The organism is Bacillus sp. FSL M8-0071, assembly GCF_037975455.1.
In the GTDB taxonomy this organism is placed as follows: domain Bacteria; phylum Bacillota; class Bacilli; order Bacillales; family Bacillaceae; genus Bacillus; species Bacillus subtilis.
In genome coordinates, this window is the sequence record NZ_CP150256.1 from 3,189,010 (window position 1) to 3,204,932 (window position 15,923).

18 protein-coding genes are annotated in these 15,923 nt (G+C 46.8%); 3 read left to right on the forward strand and 15 right to left on the reverse strand.

All coding sequences use genetic code 11. The features are described 5' to 3' along the window. Positions 1 to 28 precede the first annotated feature (28 nt). From thrB to cotNH, 4 genes are all read right to left on the reverse strand, one after another. Entirely contained in the window at positions 29 to 958 is a 930-nt protein-coding gene (gene thrB / locus MKX71_RS16570; RefSeq protein WP_017696732.1) for a homoserine kinase, read from the reverse strand. After that, positions 955 to 2,013 carry a threonine synthase gene (gene thrC / locus MKX71_RS16575; protein WP_003228697.1) on the reverse strand — a complete coding sequence of 353 codons (1,059 nt, stop codon included), beginning with the start codon at positions 2,011 to 2,013 and terminating at the stop codon, positions 955 to 957. The genes thrB and thrC overlap by 4 nt, the downstream gene beginning before the upstream one ends. Beyond that, positions 2,013 to 3,314, reverse strand: a complete 1,302-nt coding sequence (locus MKX71_RS16580; protein WP_003228694.1) for a homoserine dehydrogenase — start codon at positions 3,312 to 3,314, stop codon at positions 2,013 to 2,015. The genes thrC and MKX71_RS16580 overlap by 1 nt, the downstream gene beginning before the upstream one ends. 200 nt (positions 3,315 to 3,514) lie before the next feature. Beyond that, entirely contained in the window at positions 3,515 to 4,534 is a 1,020-nt protein-coding gene (cotNH, locus tag MKX71_RS16585; RefSeq protein WP_003242649.1) for a spore coat-associated protein CotNH, read from the reverse strand. Positions 4,535 to 4,686: 152 nt separating this feature from the next. On the opposite strand from cotNH, the gene MKX71_RS16590 reads away from it, so the two are divergent. Continuing rightward, on the forward strand, positions 4,687 to 5,187 hold the full coding sequence (locus MKX71_RS16590) for a phosphatidylglycerophosphatase A (RefSeq protein WP_003243814.1): 501 nt from the start codon (positions 4,687 to 4,689) through the stop codon (positions 5,185 to 5,187). A 26-nt stretch (positions 5,188 to 5,213) separates the two neighbouring features. Here MKX71_RS16590 and nucF read toward each other — a convergent pair whose 3' ends face one another. The 3 genes from nucF to MKX71_RS16605 are packed head-to-tail and all read right to left on the reverse strand — an operon-like array spanning position 5,214 to position 6,746. After that, the gene (gene nucF, locus MKX71_RS16595) at positions 5,214 to 5,984 is read right to left on the reverse strand and encodes a 5' nucleotidase NucF (protein WP_003243196.1); all 771 of its coding nucleotides are present in this window, start codon (positions 5,982 to 5,984) and stop codon (positions 5,214 to 5,216) included. A 28-nt stretch (positions 5,985 to 6,012) separates the two neighbouring features. Further along, a complete protein-coding gene (locus tag MKX71_RS16600; RefSeq protein WP_003228684.1) occupies positions 6,013 to 6,447 on the reverse strand; it encodes a DUF86 domain-containing protein in 435 nt (144 codons plus the stop codon). Positions 6,448 to 6,470: 23 nt separating this feature from the next. Continuing rightward, positions 6,471 to 6,746 (reverse strand): YutD family protein, encoded by a 276-nt coding sequence (locus tag MKX71_RS16605; protein WP_003228682.1) that lies wholly within the window; start codon positions 6,744 to 6,746, stop codon positions 6,471 to 6,473. 113 nt (positions 6,747 to 6,859) lie between these two features. Here MKX71_RS16605 and MKX71_RS16610 point away from each other — a divergent pair, with 113 nt between their 5' ends. Then, entirely contained in the window at positions 6,860 to 7,492 is a 633-nt protein-coding gene (locus tag MKX71_RS16610; protein WP_015251302.1) for a YhcN/YlaJ family sporulation lipoprotein, read from the forward strand. A 15-nt stretch (positions 7,493 to 7,507) separates the two neighbouring features. Here the strand turns inward: MKX71_RS16610 and lipA are convergent, their stop codons facing one another. Then, positions 7,508 to 8,404: a lipoyl synthase gene (gene lipA / locus MKX71_RS16615; protein WP_003222888.1), complete on the reverse strand. Its 897-nt coding sequence runs from the start codon at positions 8,402 to 8,404 to the stop codon at positions 7,508 to 7,510. 234 nt (positions 8,405 to 8,638) lie between these two features. Here lipA and lytH point away from each other — a divergent pair, with 234 nt between their 5' ends. Next, positions 8,639 to 9,619 (forward strand): L-Ala--D-Glu endopeptidase, encoded by a 981-nt coding sequence (lytH, locus tag MKX71_RS16620; RefSeq protein WP_003243462.1) that lies wholly within the window; start codon positions 8,639 to 8,641, stop codon positions 9,617 to 9,619. A gap of 27 nt (positions 9,620 to 9,646) precedes the next feature. Here lytH and yunB read toward each other — a convergent pair whose 3' ends face one another. From yunB to MKX71_RS16655, 7 genes are all read right to left on the reverse strand, one after another. Continuing rightward, the gene (yunB, locus tag MKX71_RS16625; protein WP_024573524.1) at positions 9,647 to 10,411 is read right to left on the reverse strand and encodes a sporulation protein YunB; all 765 of its coding nucleotides are present in this window, start codon (positions 10,409 to 10,411) and stop codon (positions 9,647 to 9,649) included. A gap of 72 nt (positions 10,412 to 10,483) precedes the next feature. Continuing rightward, complete coding sequence (locus MKX71_RS16630) at positions 10,484 to 10,789, reverse strand: YunC family protein (protein WP_019712942.1); 306 nt, start codon at positions 10,787 to 10,789, stop codon at positions 10,484 to 10,486. A 64-nt stretch (positions 10,790 to 10,853) separates the two neighbouring features. Then, positions 10,854 to 12,242 (reverse strand): bifunctional UDP-sugar hydrolase/5'-nucleotidase, encoded by a 1,389-nt coding sequence (locus MKX71_RS16635; protein ID WP_038829795.1) that lies wholly within the window; start codon positions 12,240 to 12,242, stop codon positions 10,854 to 10,856. Positions 12,243 to 12,261: 19 nt separating this feature from the next. Further along, positions 12,262 to 13,083: a sulfite exporter TauE/SafE family protein gene (locus tag MKX71_RS16640; protein WP_017696724.1), complete on the reverse strand. Its 822-nt coding sequence runs from the start codon at positions 13,081 to 13,083 to the stop codon at positions 12,262 to 12,264. Between the two features lie 17 nt (positions 13,084 to 13,100). Then, a complete protein-coding gene (locus MKX71_RS16645) occupies positions 13,101 to 13,949 on the reverse strand; it encodes a DUF72 domain-containing protein (RefSeq protein ID WP_003243895.1) in 849 nt (282 codons plus the stop codon). 37 nt (positions 13,950 to 13,986) lie between these two features. Further along, complete coding sequence (locus tag MKX71_RS16650) at positions 13,987 to 14,334, reverse strand: hypothetical protein (RefSeq protein WP_015714653.1); 348 nt, start codon at positions 14,332 to 14,334, stop codon at positions 13,987 to 13,989. Positions 14,335 to 14,430: 96 nt separating this feature from the next. After that, positions 14,431 to 15,771 (reverse strand): allantoinase, encoded by a 1,341-nt coding sequence (locus MKX71_RS16655; protein WP_339231332.1) that lies wholly within the window; start codon positions 15,769 to 15,771, stop codon positions 14,431 to 14,433. Positions 15,772 to 15,923: the final 152 nt, after the last annotated feature.

Sequence of the window (15,923 nt, forward strand, 5' to 3'; positions counted from 1 at the left end):
GCTGACGCTGAGGAACGCTTGGCATGATCTATACACTTTTTACTTGATATAAAGGATTTCGCTCTATTATACTTCCCTCTTTCGGAACGGTCAAAGCGTCTACTTCACAATGAGGGAAATGAAGCGCGAGCTGTTCTTTTAGCTCTTCTCCCTTTCCTTTTTCGGTCATGACGAGAATCGTTGGGCCTGCTCCGCTGAGAGCCGTTCCATATGCGCCCTTCATCTCGGCGACGTGCTCTACTTTTGACAGCTCAGGCACAAGCATCGCCCGGTACGGCTGATGGAACATATCCTTCTTCATGATTTTCCCGACAAGCGGCCAATCCTTGGACATGATCGCAGCAATGAGGATATTGCTGACAGCACTTGCTTTTACGGCATCGGCATATGGAAACTCCTTCGGAAGCACGTCTCTCGCGTCTCTTGTCAGCACTTCATAAAAAGGAATGACAACGACTACGTCAATGTCAGCATTCGGGACGCGGATCATTTGGGTCGCGTCATCCTCATGCAGGCCGATCACAAGTCCGCCGACGAGAGAAGCGCCAGCATTGTCCGGGTGTCCTTCTTCTAGACTCGCTAAATGCAGCTTGTCCGCTTCAGACAGCTTTAAGCCGCATAATTCATCAGCCAGTTCAATGGCCGCTACAATCGCTGCGGCGCTGCTGCCAAGGCCGCGTGCAAGCGGGATGTCGCTCCACACCTTCACATGGACAGGAGGCATTTCTTTTCCGTACAAATCTGCGGTCCGTTTAGCCACTTGATAGATCAGGTTATCTGTACCCGCCGGAATTCCGGCGACTGTTTCTGTTTCAGCCTCAAAAGACCATTTGTCGCTTTCAAAGACGGTCAGCTTCAAATATCTGCTGAGCGCCATTCCGACTGAATCAAAGCCGGGGCCTAGGTTAGCTGTGCTTCCGGGAACAGTGACAGAGAACAGCATGTCGGCTTCGTTCATACACGGGCCGCTCCTTTTACATATTCAAGGATGCTGTCTTCATCAGTCGGCAATGTGACAGGCTTGATTTCTGAAATGTCGACCGCTGTGTTCGGATCTTTCAGTCCGTTTCCTGTTAACACAGCTACGACCTTGCTGCCTTTCGGAATTTCTCCGGATTTCACCTGTTTCAGCACTCCTGCGATAGACGCGCAAGAACCCGGTTCTGCAAACACGCCTTCTACACGGGCGATCAGCTGATATGCGTGAAGGATTTCATCATCAGTGACTTCGTCAATTTTCCCATTGGATTCCTCGGCTGCCTTTACAGCTTTGTCCCAGCTTGCCGGGTTTCCGATACGAATGGCTGTCGCTATTGTTTCAGGATTTTCAATCACTTCATTGCGCACGATTGCCGCCGCACCCTCAGCTTCAAAGCCACGCATTTTCGGAAGGCCTGTGCCGTTTTTCTCATGATATTCCTTGAAGCCCTTCCAGTACGCAGTGATGTTTCCCGCGTTTCCGACCGGGATCGCTAAAACATCAGGCGCTTCCCCCAGCTGTTCGCACACTTCGAAGGCAGCAGTTTTTTGGCCTTCAATGCGGTAAGGGTTGACTGAGTTGACAAGGGCAATCGGTGATTTCTCACAGATGGAACGGACAATTTTAAGCGCATCGTCAAAGTTTCCGTCAATTGCGATAATCTCGGCTCCGTACATGACAGCTTGAGCGAGTTTTCCAAATGCAATTTTTCCGTTCGGGATGATGACAATGCATTTCATGTTAGCACGGGCTGCATATGCTGCCGCAGCAGCGGAAGTGTTACCTGTTGACGCGCACATAATCGTGTCATTGCCTTCTTCTTTTGCCTTTGCCACAGCCATAACCATTCCGCGATCTTTAAATGATCCCGTAGGATTGACGCCTTCCGTTTTGACATGAAGCTCAATTCCGAGCTGCTCAGACAGCTTCGGCAGGTGAATAAGAGGTGTGTTTCCTTCATGTAAAGTTAGCGCTGGTGTTTGATCTGTTACAGGTAAAAATTCTTTATATTGATGGATAAGTCCTTTCCACATTAGCTCCAACCGTTCCCTTCTACACGATATGTGCTTTTGACTTCTTGAACGACTTCCAAATCATTTAGGTTTTGCAGGATATCACTGAAATCAGCTTCTGATGTATGATGTGTGACAATTACGATTTCAGCTAACTCATCATGGCCTTTAATTGGCAGCTGAAGGATTTTTTCAAAGCTCACGCCCCGCTCTGAGAACACAGATGTAATTTTCGAGAATGAACCAACCTCATCTTTTACATGAATTCTTAAAAACTGCTGTGCATAAATGTCAGACGGCGATTTCATGTTTTTCTCATATTGCGGTCCGACAAAGCTGTTGCCGGTTACACCGAGGCGCATATTTTTCATGACAGCGACGAGGTCAGAAACAACGGATGTCGCTGTCGGCATGCTTCCGGCTCCCGGCCCGTAGAACATCGTCTCACCGACAGCCTCGCCGTATACATAAACAGCGTTAAACTCATTATGAACAGCAGAAAGCGGATGGTGGTCAGGAAGCAGTGTCGGCTGTACGCTGACCTCGATTTTGCTGCCGTCACGCTGAGCAATCCCGATCAGCTTCATTGTATAGCCGAGGCGTTTGCTGAAGCTGATGTCCTCGTCTGTAATTTGGGAGATCCCCTTTACTTTGACGTCTTCCAGATCCACGTTCATCGAGAAGCCGAGGCGCGCCAATATCGCCATTTTCCGTGCGGCGTCAAGCCCTTCCACATCAGAAGTCGGATCAGCTTCGGCAAAACCGAGATCCTGCGCTTCCTTGAGCACTTCCTCGTATGGGCTTTTCTCTTTGATCATTTTGGTTAAGATAAAGTTTGTTGTGCCGTTCACAATTCCCATCATTTTTGTAATTCGATCTGATGAGAGGCCTTCCTCTAACGTGCGCAGAATCGGAATCCCGCCGGCAACACTGGCTTCAAAGTAGATATCGCATCCATTTTCCTTCGCTTCAGCAAGCAGCTCGGAGCCGTACACAGCCATTAAGTCCTTGTTTGCTGTGACAACATGCTTTTTCGATCTCAGCGCGTCGACCAAATATTGTTTTGTCTGTTCAACGCCGCCGATCACCTCGATGACGACATCAACATCTGGATCATCAATGACATCATACACTTCTGTCGTGAGCACTTCCTTCGGCAAATCTACTTCTCTCTTTTTCTCTAAATCTTTTACAAGCACTTTTTTTATCGTAACCGGACAGCCGACCTGATGCATAAGCTTATCCTGATGGTCTTGAATAATTTTAACGACACCGCTTCCGACGGTACCTAAACCTAAAAGCCCTACACGAATCGCTTTCAAAAAAACTCCACCTTTCTTTTGATTGTCCTCTTGGAAAAGACAATTGTTAACTCAACACAGACATATAAGTTACAAACATTATATAAGCCCGCTCCTGTTTTGACAAGACAGCATTAGGCTGAATTTTGCGAATGTAAACGCTTAACGCATTGATATGACAAGATTCTTTATTTTCTAATTATTTTTGTCAGATTTTCTCCTCACCTTGAGCTGCCTTTGCCGAGCCAGCTGACGCGTGGAACAAACAGCTTCTGCGCCCGCATATTCATGAATTCCTGCGCTGTATTGAGAAATTGTTCATAACGCCCACAGTCATTAAGAATGAAGTCAAGCTGTTCTTCAAAATAATGCTTTTCTGATTCTGATGACATGTAATAGCTTTCTACGATTTCAAAATAATGAAGCGGGAAAAGCAGACGGCTGTATAAAAGGCGTTTCGAAAATGAAGACAGCGGTGTGACTTGCTCGTATTCCTGTAAAAAGAGAAAGCCCTGCTGATTAAAATCTTGTCTGTGATGCAAAAACGTATGCCTCATATATTCAGCCAAATCACGGGAAGCGTGGTCAAACACCCAATCCGCCGGAATCCTGATCAATGATTCCGGTGACCATGTATGCCTTTCCATCCGCTGATGGCATATCGTTCCTGAATCAGCGGCTTGGGGCTTGTCATCCAGCTCAGTGTCCACTAAATATTGTATCGCGTTTTCTGACAGTCCTAAATAATATGGAAATGATTCGATCATTTTTTTATCGAATGGCTCATGCGGAGGGGTCTGAACCTTTCTCTGCCAAAATGCTTCCAGCTGATCAATTCGTTTTCCCCACAGATCCTTCCACTGGCCGATTCTTCCGGCCGCCTTCACCTCATATGGATATCCTCGGCCTTTTCGGTGAAATTCCGCAAGCTCCGCTCCAATGGAGAACGCCCTGTTTGAATAAGGGGGGGCCGCCTTCAGCAGAGCGTACGTTTTTCCCTCATGTTCAAATGTCAGTTCACCTTCTTTTGTAAAGATAAAAACCGAAACGTATGGGTCACTTTGTTCTTGTAAATACTGACTCATGTAATAAAGCTCCGCCAGCTCTGTTTCTGAGAATTGGGAAACGGGGACAATCAGAAAGTATGAATTAGGCGTCTGAAAGCATTGATATGTGTGCTGGTACATGGAAAGCTGCCTGATGTGAATGCCGTATTTTTCTTTTATTGTACCTTTCACCATGATCACCTGCCTGTTGAATTAGGGCTCATCACATCGTAGTCATACACAGCCGGAATTATGAATACATATTTTAATCCGAAGAAGGCGCAAGAAAAAGTCGTAAACTTCTCAAGCATTTTGTATAAACTAGTAAAAAAGATTGGGTGAAGCTGATGTCAGAAAACGAACAATTCAGTCAGATGGAAGCTAAAGCAAGAGCACGGATGAAGGAGCGCGGCGTTGAGGTATCAGACATTGCCGAGCTTGTCTTTTTTCTGCAGAAAAAATATCATCCGGATTTAACCATTGATGAATGCACGCTGAACGTCAATCGTGTTCTCGCAAAACGCGAGGTGCAAAACGCGATTTTAACGGGCATTGAATTGGATGTTCTTGCTGAGCAGAAAAAACTGTCTGAACCGCTGCAAACGATGCTGGAAATAGATGAAAGCCTATATGGAGTAGATGAAGTTCTGGCATTTTCCATTGTGAACATTTACGGATCGATCGGGTTTACGAACTACGGTTACATCGACAAAGAAAAACCCGGAATCCTTAAACGATTGAATGATAAATCAACCGGTGAATGCCATACCTTTTTAGATGACATCGTCGGAGCGATTTCCGCCGCGGCTTCAAGCAGACTTGCTCACCGCGCGCGGCATACAGAATAAGGGCACCCTTTTAGGGCGCCCTTTTTTCAAATGTATGGAATCCATTCAGTCAGAGAGTCAATGGCGTGAGTCGGTTTTTCCATATCGTCTGTCATATGTTCTCTTTTCGTTACGCCTGTGTGAACGAGCAGCGTATCCATACCCGCGTTAATGCCGGCCATAATATCAGTGGCGTAGTTGTCGCCGACCATGAGTGTTTCAGACACATCTGTGCCGAGAACGCGCATCGCCTGCTCCATAATAATTGATTCCGGCTTGCCGATAAATACAGGCTGTACACCTGTAGATACGGTTAACACCGATGTCAGTGAGCCGTTTCCCGGCAGAAGCCCTCTTTCAGTCGGAATCGCAATATCTCCGTTAGTGGAAATAAAGCGGGCGCCATTTCTGATTGCCAGGCAGCCGACAGCAAATTTTTCGTATGTAATGGAACGGTCGATGCCAACAACGACAAAGTCCGCGTTTTCTCCGCCAAATGTCAGGCCGTTTTCTTCAATCGCCTGGCGGATTCCTTCCTCCCCAATCACATACACAGACGCGTCTTTTTTCTGCTGTGCAATGTGCTGGGCAGTTGCCATGCTGGTCGTGAAGACCTGCTCTTCTGTTGCCGGAATATCAAAAGACACGAGCTTGTCCGCTACCTGCTTCGGTGTGCGCGAAGAGTTGTTTGTCACGAAAAGATAAGGAACGCCGCGATCTTTCAGCGTTCTGACAAATTCACACGCCTCCTCGATTTTTTCCGTGCCATTGTACATTGTTCCGTCTAAATCAATTAAATACCCTTTATATGTTTTCATATCCAACACTCCTGTGGCTTTCCAGTTGTTATTTAAACGCGGAAACAGGTCCTAGCTCTGTTTCCAAATAGCTTCTGATCCGTTTCGGGAAGTCCTGAAGAGCTGTTTGATGCGCCTTGATCAGCCTGTAAAGCTCGCCGCTGTCAGCGAGCAGATACTGTTGAACCAACGTTTTGCGGTAGGCGATCAATTTTTTGAGCTCATCACCCTCTTTTTCCGTGACAACTTTCTCATCAACAAGTATATCCATAATGTCGTCATAGCTGCCCGGGTCCCGCATAATAAAGCCGTCAATCATGTCATTGCCTGTATCCAAAATGCATTCGATTAACAGATGGCCTATACGCTGAAGTGCCAATTCCCCGATTTCAGACTGCCAGTCTGTTTGTGAGTCAAATAGCGCCAGCTGGTGCTCGAAGAACCCTAGTGTTTTCTCGATTTTGCTTCTGTCAACAAAATACATGACAGCATCCCCTTTGTGTATATTTATTTTCTGATCCGTTTCAAGACAAAATACGCACAGCCGAAATTGCAGTATTCGTAAATATATTCATCTAATGTGCTGATTTTCGTTTCGAAGGTTGCCTTTTGATTCTGGTCGTCAAAGAAGCCCTTGAGCCTTAACTGACCGTATCCCCAGTCTCCCACAATATAATCGTATTTATTTAATATATCGGAGTAGCGGGCTTTAAAAGCCTCTTCGTTGAAGCCGTCTTTGAAATTGTGCACCAATTCAAATTCGGCATTTTGAATAAGAATCATGATCTCACCTCTTTTTCACTCATTCCTATCATAATTCATTGCCCCGTCCCCATCAATTGCTAAAGAATAAATCATGCGATTTGGCTACCCTACACATGAGGAGGGATTGATAAATGAAACGAACCGCTGTCAGCCTCTTCCTGCTAACCGGACTATTATCCGGGTGCGGAGGCGCAGGATTGGATAATGCCCAAAATGTCCGGAATCAGACGCAGAATCAAACCAAACCCATTCATGTGTCGGACCGCAACGAGGCTTTTAACAGGCATAATGAGAACGAACAATTTGGCTATGTCCGCTATCAAAGAGAACAATTTGACGGAGACCAGCAGAAAACGCCGGTGATGAACCGGGAAGAAACCGCTCACATGATATCAAGTTTAACGGTTCAGCTTCCCCATATTCAAGATGCTGCGACATTGGTGACTGACCGAGAAGCGCTTGTCGTATACAAAACCGATTCTAAAAACCGGGAGCTGACCGCCGATCAGGTGAAAAAAACAGCGGCTTCCGTGATACCGCGATACTATCACGTGTATATTTCCGATAATCCAAACCATATGCAGTCCGTCGAAAATTACAGCAATCTCGGCTCTGGTTCAAGGGATATTAGAGAGATCATGTCGGGGACGATTCAAGAAATGAAAACCTCCCCGCAAGGAAGCCCTGTCTCAGAGAATGAAAATGCCAATGGAGAAACGCGTCAGGACATGAAAATCGATAGGAATGACAAAAACGCCAGATGATCTGGCGTTTTGGCATTATGCTTGGGCTTGACGCTTTTTAGATGCTTCGTTTACTTGTTCATCCGCATGGTAAGAGGAACGGACAAGCGGACCGGCTTCACAATGGCTGAAGCCTTTTTGCATCGCGATTTCTTTTAATTCTGCAAATTCATCAGGATGGTAGTATTTTTGGACTTTCAAGTGTTTCTTCGTCGGCTGCAGATATTGGCCGATTGCCATAATATCCACGTTGTTCGCCAAGAGGTCGTCCATTACTTCAATAATCTCTTCTTTTGTTTCGCCGAGCCCGATCATGATACTTGATTTTGTCGGAATGTCAGGCTGCATTTCCTTCGCACGGCGCAAAAATTCCAATGAACGGTCGTACGTCGCACGCGCACGGACTCTTGGCGTCAGGCGGCGAACCGTTTCGATATTGTGATTCAGGATGTCTGGGCGTGTATCCATTAAGGTTTTTAGGTTATCGTAGTTTCCGCCCATATCAGACGGCAGCACCTCAATTGTTGTGAACGGGCTTTTTCTGCGGATCGCACGGACAGTTTCCGCGAAAATGCCTGCCCCTCCATCTTTCTGATCGTCACGCGCAACAGCCGTAATAACCGCGTGCTTCAGATTCATAAGCGCGACTGAATCCGCTACGCGTTCCGGCTCTTGCAGATCAAGCTCAGTTGGAAGGCCTGTTTTGACAGCACAGAAACGGCATGCTCTTGTACAAACAGAACCTAAAATCATAAATGTCGCTGTACGTCTGACCGCCCAGCATTCATGAATATTCGGACACTTTGCTTCTTCGCATACGGTATGCAGGTTGTTTTCCCGCATGAGTTTTTTGAGCCCTGTATAGTTTTCATTTGTATTTAATTTAATTTTAAGCCATTCGGGCTTTCTGAGGTGTTCGTCTTTCTTTGCCAATTCCCATCATCTCCAATATCCAATATACTCAATTTCTGACACGAAACATTCTGAAAACGAGAAAGGTGCAGATTTTAGTTCTGCAACAAAAATAATGTTTTTCTAACTAAAGAAAGTCTTTTCTTTAGACACTTTAACATAGGAAAAATTTCTCGACAAGGGAAGATGATTACTGACATTTTTAAGCCGGGTTGCCGCAAACTATGTGTATTCAATATGAAAGGAGATTATTTTGTGAAAGTTTTGTTATCCGCTCTTCTTCTCCTTTTGTTTGCATTTGAGCCTTCTGCGTCTGGAAAAAAGCTTTCAGATCCAGTGCTGTCGAAACGGATGGAATTATATCATAAAATCGAAGCTGTGACGCAGATCCCTTGGTATGCGCTCGCCGCTGTTGATCAATACGAAGAAAACGTGCGGAGCAACCGGAAAGATCTGCCTGAAAAGGCGGGAATCATCAGCATCTATATACCCGATGATATCTGGAGCGGGCCTGAAAACCCGAATCCGAAAGACGATGCGCCGTTAAGCATTAAAGTGTTTGACGGAATCGGAATGGATGGCGATGGAGACGGGAAAGCCGAGGTCAGCAACGATGAAGATATCTTGTATACGTTCAGCCAATACTTACTGTCGTATGGCACAGATGAAGACAACATCCGGATCGGGCTTTGGAATTATTACCGGCGTGATCAGACAGTGGGGATTATATCTGAATTCATGAAGCTGTTTAAAGCCTACGGCCATATTGATCTGGGCGAGCATGCATTCCCGCTTCCGATCAGAACCGATTACAGCTACCGAAGCACGTGGGGAGATGCCCGCGGCTTCGGTGGAAGGCGGATTCATGAAGGTACGGATATCTTTGCCCATTACGGCCTTCCTGTCAAATCCACATGTTACGGCGTAGTTGAAATGAAGGGCTGGAACCGCTTCGGAGGATGGAGAATCGGCATCAGGGACATTAACAATACGTATCATTATTTTGCCCATCTCAATGGGTTTGCCAAAGGGATTAAAACAGGACAAATCGTTGAGCCTGGCCAAGTGATCGGATCAGTCGGCAGCTCCGGATACGGCCCGCCGGGAACCGCCGGGAAGTTCCCGCCGCATTTGCACTATGGCATGTACAAAGATAACGGAAGAACCGAATGGTCATTTGATCCATACCCACATTTGAGGGCGTGGGAGCGATATGAATACCAAAAAAAGAAGTAACAAAAAGCCGCCTCTTCAACAGGCGGCTTATTTGCTGCTTTTTTCTTTTTTTGAATCGGCACCGTCTTCTTTGCTGCTCGGAAGCTGGACAGAAGGCGTGACACCCGAGCCGCCGCTTCCATTATAAAACTGCGGCACTTCGCCCTGCACTGCTTTAATCGATACAGGAACATTATTTGTGACGACAGCGGTTTTGCTGGCAAATGGAATGATGACCTTCACTTTAATTTCGACAAAGATGCTGATATCAATAAGTGCGTTATTTATGCCATACGGCTTGATTTTGGTTTTGACATCTGTAAAAGCGTCACCGATTAAATTGAACCGGACCGGGATTTTCGGCCCGAGGTTTCCAAGAAGGCTGTTGCCGGTTACCTGTCCCAGCGGAATGTTGATCATAATGTTTTCACTGGCGCCGCTGTGTCCGGTATGGGTTTCCATCTCTTTCAAATGAGCCTGAAGCTGCTTTGTCACTTTTGTTTTCACACTGTTTACAACCTGTGTATTAAAATCGATTGTCGTTAAGTTTCCGTTTTCATCAGAATTCATTTGAAACATATCTTTCATATTTTCACTGTCAGACATATAGTCCTCAATCGAATCCTGGATCACCTCTGTCGCTATACGCTTCGTTTCCATCTCGCCGATGTCCATTAAAACAGGTTTGATCGAGCCATTGATCATCCAAAGGCTGACCGTTGTTGACAGGATAAAAAAGACAACGGACAGGAGCATCACGTAACGGAAAGGCAAAGGTCCTCTCTTGCGAAAAGGGCCGCGATATCTTGGCAAGAAAATCCCCCCTTACATATCACAATGTATGCTTGTAAGAGGGGACATAGTAATAGCCGGGGCCAATTTATTTTATTTCACCATTTTTAAAAGCGCTTCTCTGCCGCTCATGCCGACTTTGATGCCAAGATCTTCCGCAGCGTACGTGACGGATTCTAAAGGTGCGTCTAACAGCTGGTCAATGGTGCGGACACCAACTGCGCGTCCCGCCACAATGCCGCGCTCCTTTAATTTTTCATTCAGCAGCGCCACATCCAGCGCACCGCACATAATATATCCGTGATCATTGGCGACGGCCATAAAATTCGTTTTTGGAAGTTTCACTGTCACAGCTGTAAAAGGCTGTCCTTCTATCATGATCGGTGTCAGGTTTACCACGTCAACCACTCCCTTCATTCATCACTTTATGATGAAGGGCACAGCTTGTTGTGGGCTGACTGCCTTATTGCGCAAGCTTCCAAGCAAGCAGATCCCGCAAAAATTCCGGCATAAAATATTCTTTTTCTGCAGCGTCGCGAATCAACGGAAACAGTTTGCCGAGCGTAAACATATCAAGCACCGCAACGGAGTATTGTTTATGTTTTTTAATATCTTCCCCGTTCAGTGTGATCCGGGTGACGTGGGTGATCCCGTCATCGAGCCGTTTCGTTTCTACCTCAACGCCGGCATACACCATTTTCCCCATCACTTCTCCGCGGAAGCCAAGTCCTTTGATCCGGAGCTGCTCCATTTGTTCGGAAGCGGCATGGACAATGGTTTCCTTCAATTCTTCTCCCGTCAGGCGGACAGCCACCGGGTTGATCGGATGCGGACAGATGCGGTGCAGATCCAGCTTTGTCACAGGACCTGCTTTTAGCGGACCGAGAATGACACCTGAATTGACCATACTGATGTCCGTCTCGCACCATTCCTTTAAGGCGTATGCCAAAAGCAAAGGCAGCTCTGATTCTTCAAACCACTTCACCTCAGCATCTTGTGCAAGCTCTGCAACGGCATCGGACAGTTTCTCCTCGGCTTCACGTTCTTTTTCATTGAGAAACGCTTTTGTTTCTGCGGATTCTCCTGTCCATTCCGCCATGTTCTGCACAGAAGCCGTTTTGCTGATGATGCTTCGCTGTACGCTGTCCACCGTGATTTCTACACAGCCGACATAATGCCCGTATTTCTCGGCGCTGGCCAGCAGTACCCCATTCACCACTTGTCCATCTTCAAGCAAATGATGGGTATGTGATTCGAGGATTACATCAATCTCAGGCACCGCTTCAGCCACTGCCTGATCATCAAGAATGCCTAAATGTGACAGCAGAACGATAATATCAGCCTGCCCTTTCACTTCCCGAATGGTTTCCTTTATGCTTTCAAGAGCATCCGTTACTGTCCATCCCAGCTTGTCATATACAGGATAATACGGCACAGTTACGCCTAAGAAAGCAATGGACATACCGTTTTTCAATGATTTGATATGGTAAGGCACCGCCCAGGACGGACGGTTTCCATTTTTATCAAACAGGTTAGAGACGATGACAGGAAATTCAGCATGATCATATAAGGCAGCAAGCTCTTCATGCGGAAGCGTAATCCCTTCGTTATTGCCGATCGCCGCTCCATCAATGTGAAGGCGGTTTAAGAGATCGACATTCGCTTTTCCGAATGTCGCCTCTGTCACGAATTGAAAACGATCAAGATGATCGCCAATATCAAAAACGAGCGTCTCTTCGCCGTCTGACTGATGCTCTTTTCTTTTCTGCTCGATATAATCTACAATTTTCGGCCAATTTTCAAAATGGCTGTGCAAATCATTTGTATGATATAAGCGGAGCTTCTCCTTCATAATATCTCTCCCTAATCGTTCAGCTGAAAATGCCTTCATAAATGAGCTGGCAGCCGATCAAAATCAATACGATCCGCATGATCATAACGATCGTTTTCGTCTGCATTTTTCTGTTGATGGCGGCGCCAAGCTTTCCGCCGAACCAAGCGCCGGGCACAAGCGCGAGGGCGTACAGCCAATTGACGTGCCCGGAAATCATATGTGAAACAGACCCTGTCATAGAAGACAGGAAAATAATAAACATGGACGTTGCCACCGCAACCTTCGGCGGAAACAGAAATAACAGCATCATCGCCGGAACCATCAGTGATCCGCCGCCTATACCGAAAAGTCCGCCTAAAAAACCGACAACAAAGGCAATGGCAATACCGACAGGGGCCTGATATGAGTACGTATAAGGCTCACCGGCATCATCCTGAAATGTCCGGATAATTCCTTTGTGCGCTTTGTTGATTGGCCGGGCTTTCGCTTTCAGCATTAAGGATAATGAAATCAGAATCATAAAAATGCCAAACCAAACGGAAAACGAGTTTGAATTGAACAGCTTTGACACGTAAGCCCCGATCATGCTGCCGGGACCTGAACCGATAAAGAAAATGAGCCCGCTCTTATAATCAACTGTTTTATATTTAATATAAGCCAAAGTTGAAGAAAGGCCCGTAAAAATAATGACCAAAAGCGAAGTTCCAATCGCAACCTGCGGCGTCACATCCTGAAACAGCTGCGTCACTGTGCTTAAAAACATCAGAGACGGCACAATGACAATTCCGCCGCCAAGCCCGATCAGACTTCCTACCGTACCTGCGATTAATCCCAGTACGACCAAAATCACAAACGACATCAATAAAAACCTCTTTTCTAAAATAAATCGAGCTGTCTCGGAGCAAGTCCGCTGTACTCGATATCAAGCAGTTCAAGCATCTGCTTGCCATTATCCGCAGCGTCACCGCCGGAATTATTGTTGAACAGGACAAAAACATCCTTACATTGCTGCTGCAATTCATTCAGGTGCTTTTTCCAATCCTCCAGCTCCTGTTGGTTGTAGCGGTATAAGTACCTGACCTCCCGCCAGTTTTTCCCGCCATCAGGCTTCATCCAGCCCTGCTTGTTGCGTCCGTGAAACCTGACGAGCGTTTTGTTTTCATCGGTCGCGCGCAGCACAGTAGGAACGCTGCCTTCTCCGATTTGCGGTTCATCACAGACACTGTGAATCCAGCCTTCCGCTTTCATAAATGAAAGCGTCTGCTCATAAAATGGCGGCGAGAACCAGGAACGGTTTCTGAATTCAAGCGCGCAAGGAATATCTCCCATTTGGTGCTTGCACCATCTCAAATAGGCGACATTCTCCTTCTTGCAGTCAAACCACGGCGGAAATTGAAACAGCACCATGGCGAGCTTATTGCTATGTAAATATGGCGTTAGAGACACCTTAAACGCATCAAACATCTCCTCTTTTGAGTCAAAGGGAATTTCGCCGCGCTGATGCCCTGTCATGCCCTGATATGCTTTCACGATAAATTGGAAGGTTTCGGGCGTTTCCTTCACCCACTTTTCATTATTGCGCGCCGGCTGAATCGCGTAAAAGCTCGCGTCTAATTCCACGATCGGAAAATGGGAGGAATAGGCCTGCAATTTTTTCTGGCTGGCCGTTTTCGGCGGATAGATGCTGTCATGATCCCCCCACCCCGTCAGTCCGATATAAATCACACTCATTCACCTCTCTTCCAGTTTATCACACGTGTTTTCAGGTTTCCTCGGAAATGCTGTTCATATGGCGGGAAAATGCAGAACGAAGATGCTGATATTGTTCCTCATTCGTATCTAAAAACGCCTCTTCTCTTGAGGAAGGAATATGCTGATATTCAATAGGCGCCTGAAACTGCTCACTCGTAAAATCGTACATCACACCATTGATGCTGTTGTAAAAATGCCAGCTCTCACCGACTTTTGTTTTGAAAATCGTGCCGCCGAAATGGTCTTGAATCACCAATGCCGTCACGCCGCATTGGCCGCATGACGGGCATTCTTCCGTCCATTTAGAGCTCGAATGGCGCGACCAGGATTGCTTAAGTATGTATTTGACATGCTCCATTGCCTCCGCCTCCTTTAAAAAAAGATACCACGTTGATGAGATTTTAAAAACTAGAACGGAGGAAATCAAAAAACCCGGCGGTAAAATCCGCCGGGCTTACGAAGGAACGACCAGAGCTCCGTCAATTTCAGTGACCTTTTCCCCATCATTGTACACGCATCGGCCTTTGCTGTAAGTGGCCCAAATGCTGCAGGGAAATGTATGTCCTTCGTAAATGCTTTTTTTATGCTTTGCAAACATCGATTCTCTTGTAACAGTGTACGGCTCCATGCTGACGAGCACGAAATCTGCATCACACCCCGCCTCAAGCCACCCTTTTTTCTGAAGGCCGAATCGTTTTGCAGGGGCCGCCGCTGTCCATTCTGCGATGGTTTCAAACGGAATCTGATGCTCAAGCGCCAGTTCCAGCATTCCTAATAAAGTGAACTGCCCGCCGCTGATTCCGCCCCATGATAAAAACATGTTATCCTCCCGCTTCAAGGATGGACGGCAGGGGGAATGGTCTGAGGAAACCATGTCAATGTCCCCGGCAATGAGCGTTTCGATCAGCGTCTCTTTTGATTGCAGCGACCGGAGCGGAGGCGCGCATTTTGCGACAGAGCCCCTTTGCCGTAAATCGTCATGGCTGAACAAGACATAATGCGGGCATGTCTCGACCGAAACATCAAGACCTTCCTGTTTCGCCTCTCTGATCAGCCGGACCGCTTTCGCCGTGCTGATATGGACAAAATGAACCGGACAGCCTGTCACCTTCGCATACTGAATCGTGCGATACACCGCTTCAACTTCTGCTTCCTCCGGGCGGGAGACGGCGTACGCATCCGCATCCACCTTTCCTTTATTGGCCAAAACCATTTGCAAGTAGCTTGTGATCGCGTCGCTTTCCGCGTGGAGAGCGAGGATTTTTCCTGCAGCCGCGATTTCTGCCATGCCTTTGAGCAATGTCCGTTCATCAACAGAGCGGAACTCATCAGTACCTGACTTTGATAAAAACGCTTTAAACCCGATCGCTCCCGCTTCAGCCATCGGACGGATGTCCTCAATATGGCCTGGCACAAGGCCGCCCCATAGCGCAAAATCCACGGCAGATTTTTGCCTGCCTAGCTCAGCTTTTGCGAGAAGATGCTCTGCCGTCACGGTTGATGGAATACAGTTGAGCGGCATATCAAAATAGGTGGTGCAGCCGCCTGCGGCCATCATTTGAGAACCTGTTTCAAACCCCTCCCAATCCTCCCTGCCCGGTTCATTAAAATGAACATGGCAGTCTATCACACCAGGAAACACGTATTTCCCGTCTGCCTGTATGATTTCCGTCCCGCTTGCTTCAATGTCAGAACCTATCTCGGCAATGACACCGTTTTGAACTGCAATCTCAGCTTCTATAACGCCATCTGGCGTAACTGCCTTCGCACCTTTTATCACCATATCGTAAGCCATATTGATCCCCCCATGTCAGGATGACGATTTTTCATGTCAGTTTATGTAACACAACCAGTTCTATTTTCAACAGTTTACTGCTACTATGATCGTATTACATCAGCAAAACCGCTAGAATTCCTATTGAAAATTATTCACCTTAACCAATGTTT

Excerpts from the sequence above, each read along its gene's own strand:
- nucF (WP_003243196.1), bottom strand. The coding sequence starts at position 5,984 with ATGAAAACATATAAAGGGTATTTAATTGATTTAGACGGAACAATGTAC.
- MKX71_RS16605 (WP_003228682.1), bottom strand. The coding sequence starts at position 6,746 with ATGATTCTTATTCAAAATGCCGAATTTGAATTGGTGCACAATTTCAAA.
- MKX71_RS16590 (WP_003243814.1), top strand. The coding sequence starts at position 4,687 with ATGTCAGAAAACGAACAATTCAGTCAGATGGAAGCTAAAGCAAGAGCA.
- thrC (WP_003228697.1), bottom strand. The coding sequence starts at position 2,013 with ATGTGGAAAGGACTTATCCATCAATATAAAGAATTTTTACCTGTAACA.
- MKX71_RS16640 (WP_017696724.1), bottom strand. The coding sequence starts at position 13,083 with ATGTCGTTTGTGATTTTGGTCGTACTGGGATTAATCGCAGGTACGGTA.
- thrB (WP_017696732.1), bottom strand. The coding sequence starts at position 958 with ATGAACGAAGCCGACATGCTGTTCTCTGTCACTGTTCCCGGAAGCACA.
- MKX71_RS16610 (WP_015251302.1), top strand. The coding sequence starts at position 6,860 with ATGAAACGAACCGCTGTCAGCCTCTTCCTGCTAACCGGACTATTATCC.
- MKX71_RS16600 (WP_003228684.1), bottom strand. The coding sequence starts at position 6,447 with ATGTATTTTGTTGACAGAAGCAAAATCGAGAAAACACTAGGGTTCTTC.
- MKX71_RS16655 (WP_339231332.1), bottom strand. The coding sequence starts at position 15,771 with ATGGCTTACGATATGGTGATAAAAGGTGCGAAGGCAGTTACGCCAGAT.
- cotNH (WP_003242649.1), bottom strand. The coding sequence starts at position 4,534 with ATGGTGAAAGGTACAATAAAAGAAAAATACGGCATTCACATCAGGCAG.
- MKX71_RS16650 (WP_015714653.1), bottom strand. The coding sequence starts at position 14,334 with ATGGAGCATGTCAAATACATACTTAAGCAATCCTGGTCGCGCCATTCG.
- MKX71_RS16635 (WP_038829795.1), bottom strand. The coding sequence starts at position 12,242 with ATGAAGGAGAAGCTCCGCTTATATCATACAAATGATTTGCACAGCCAT.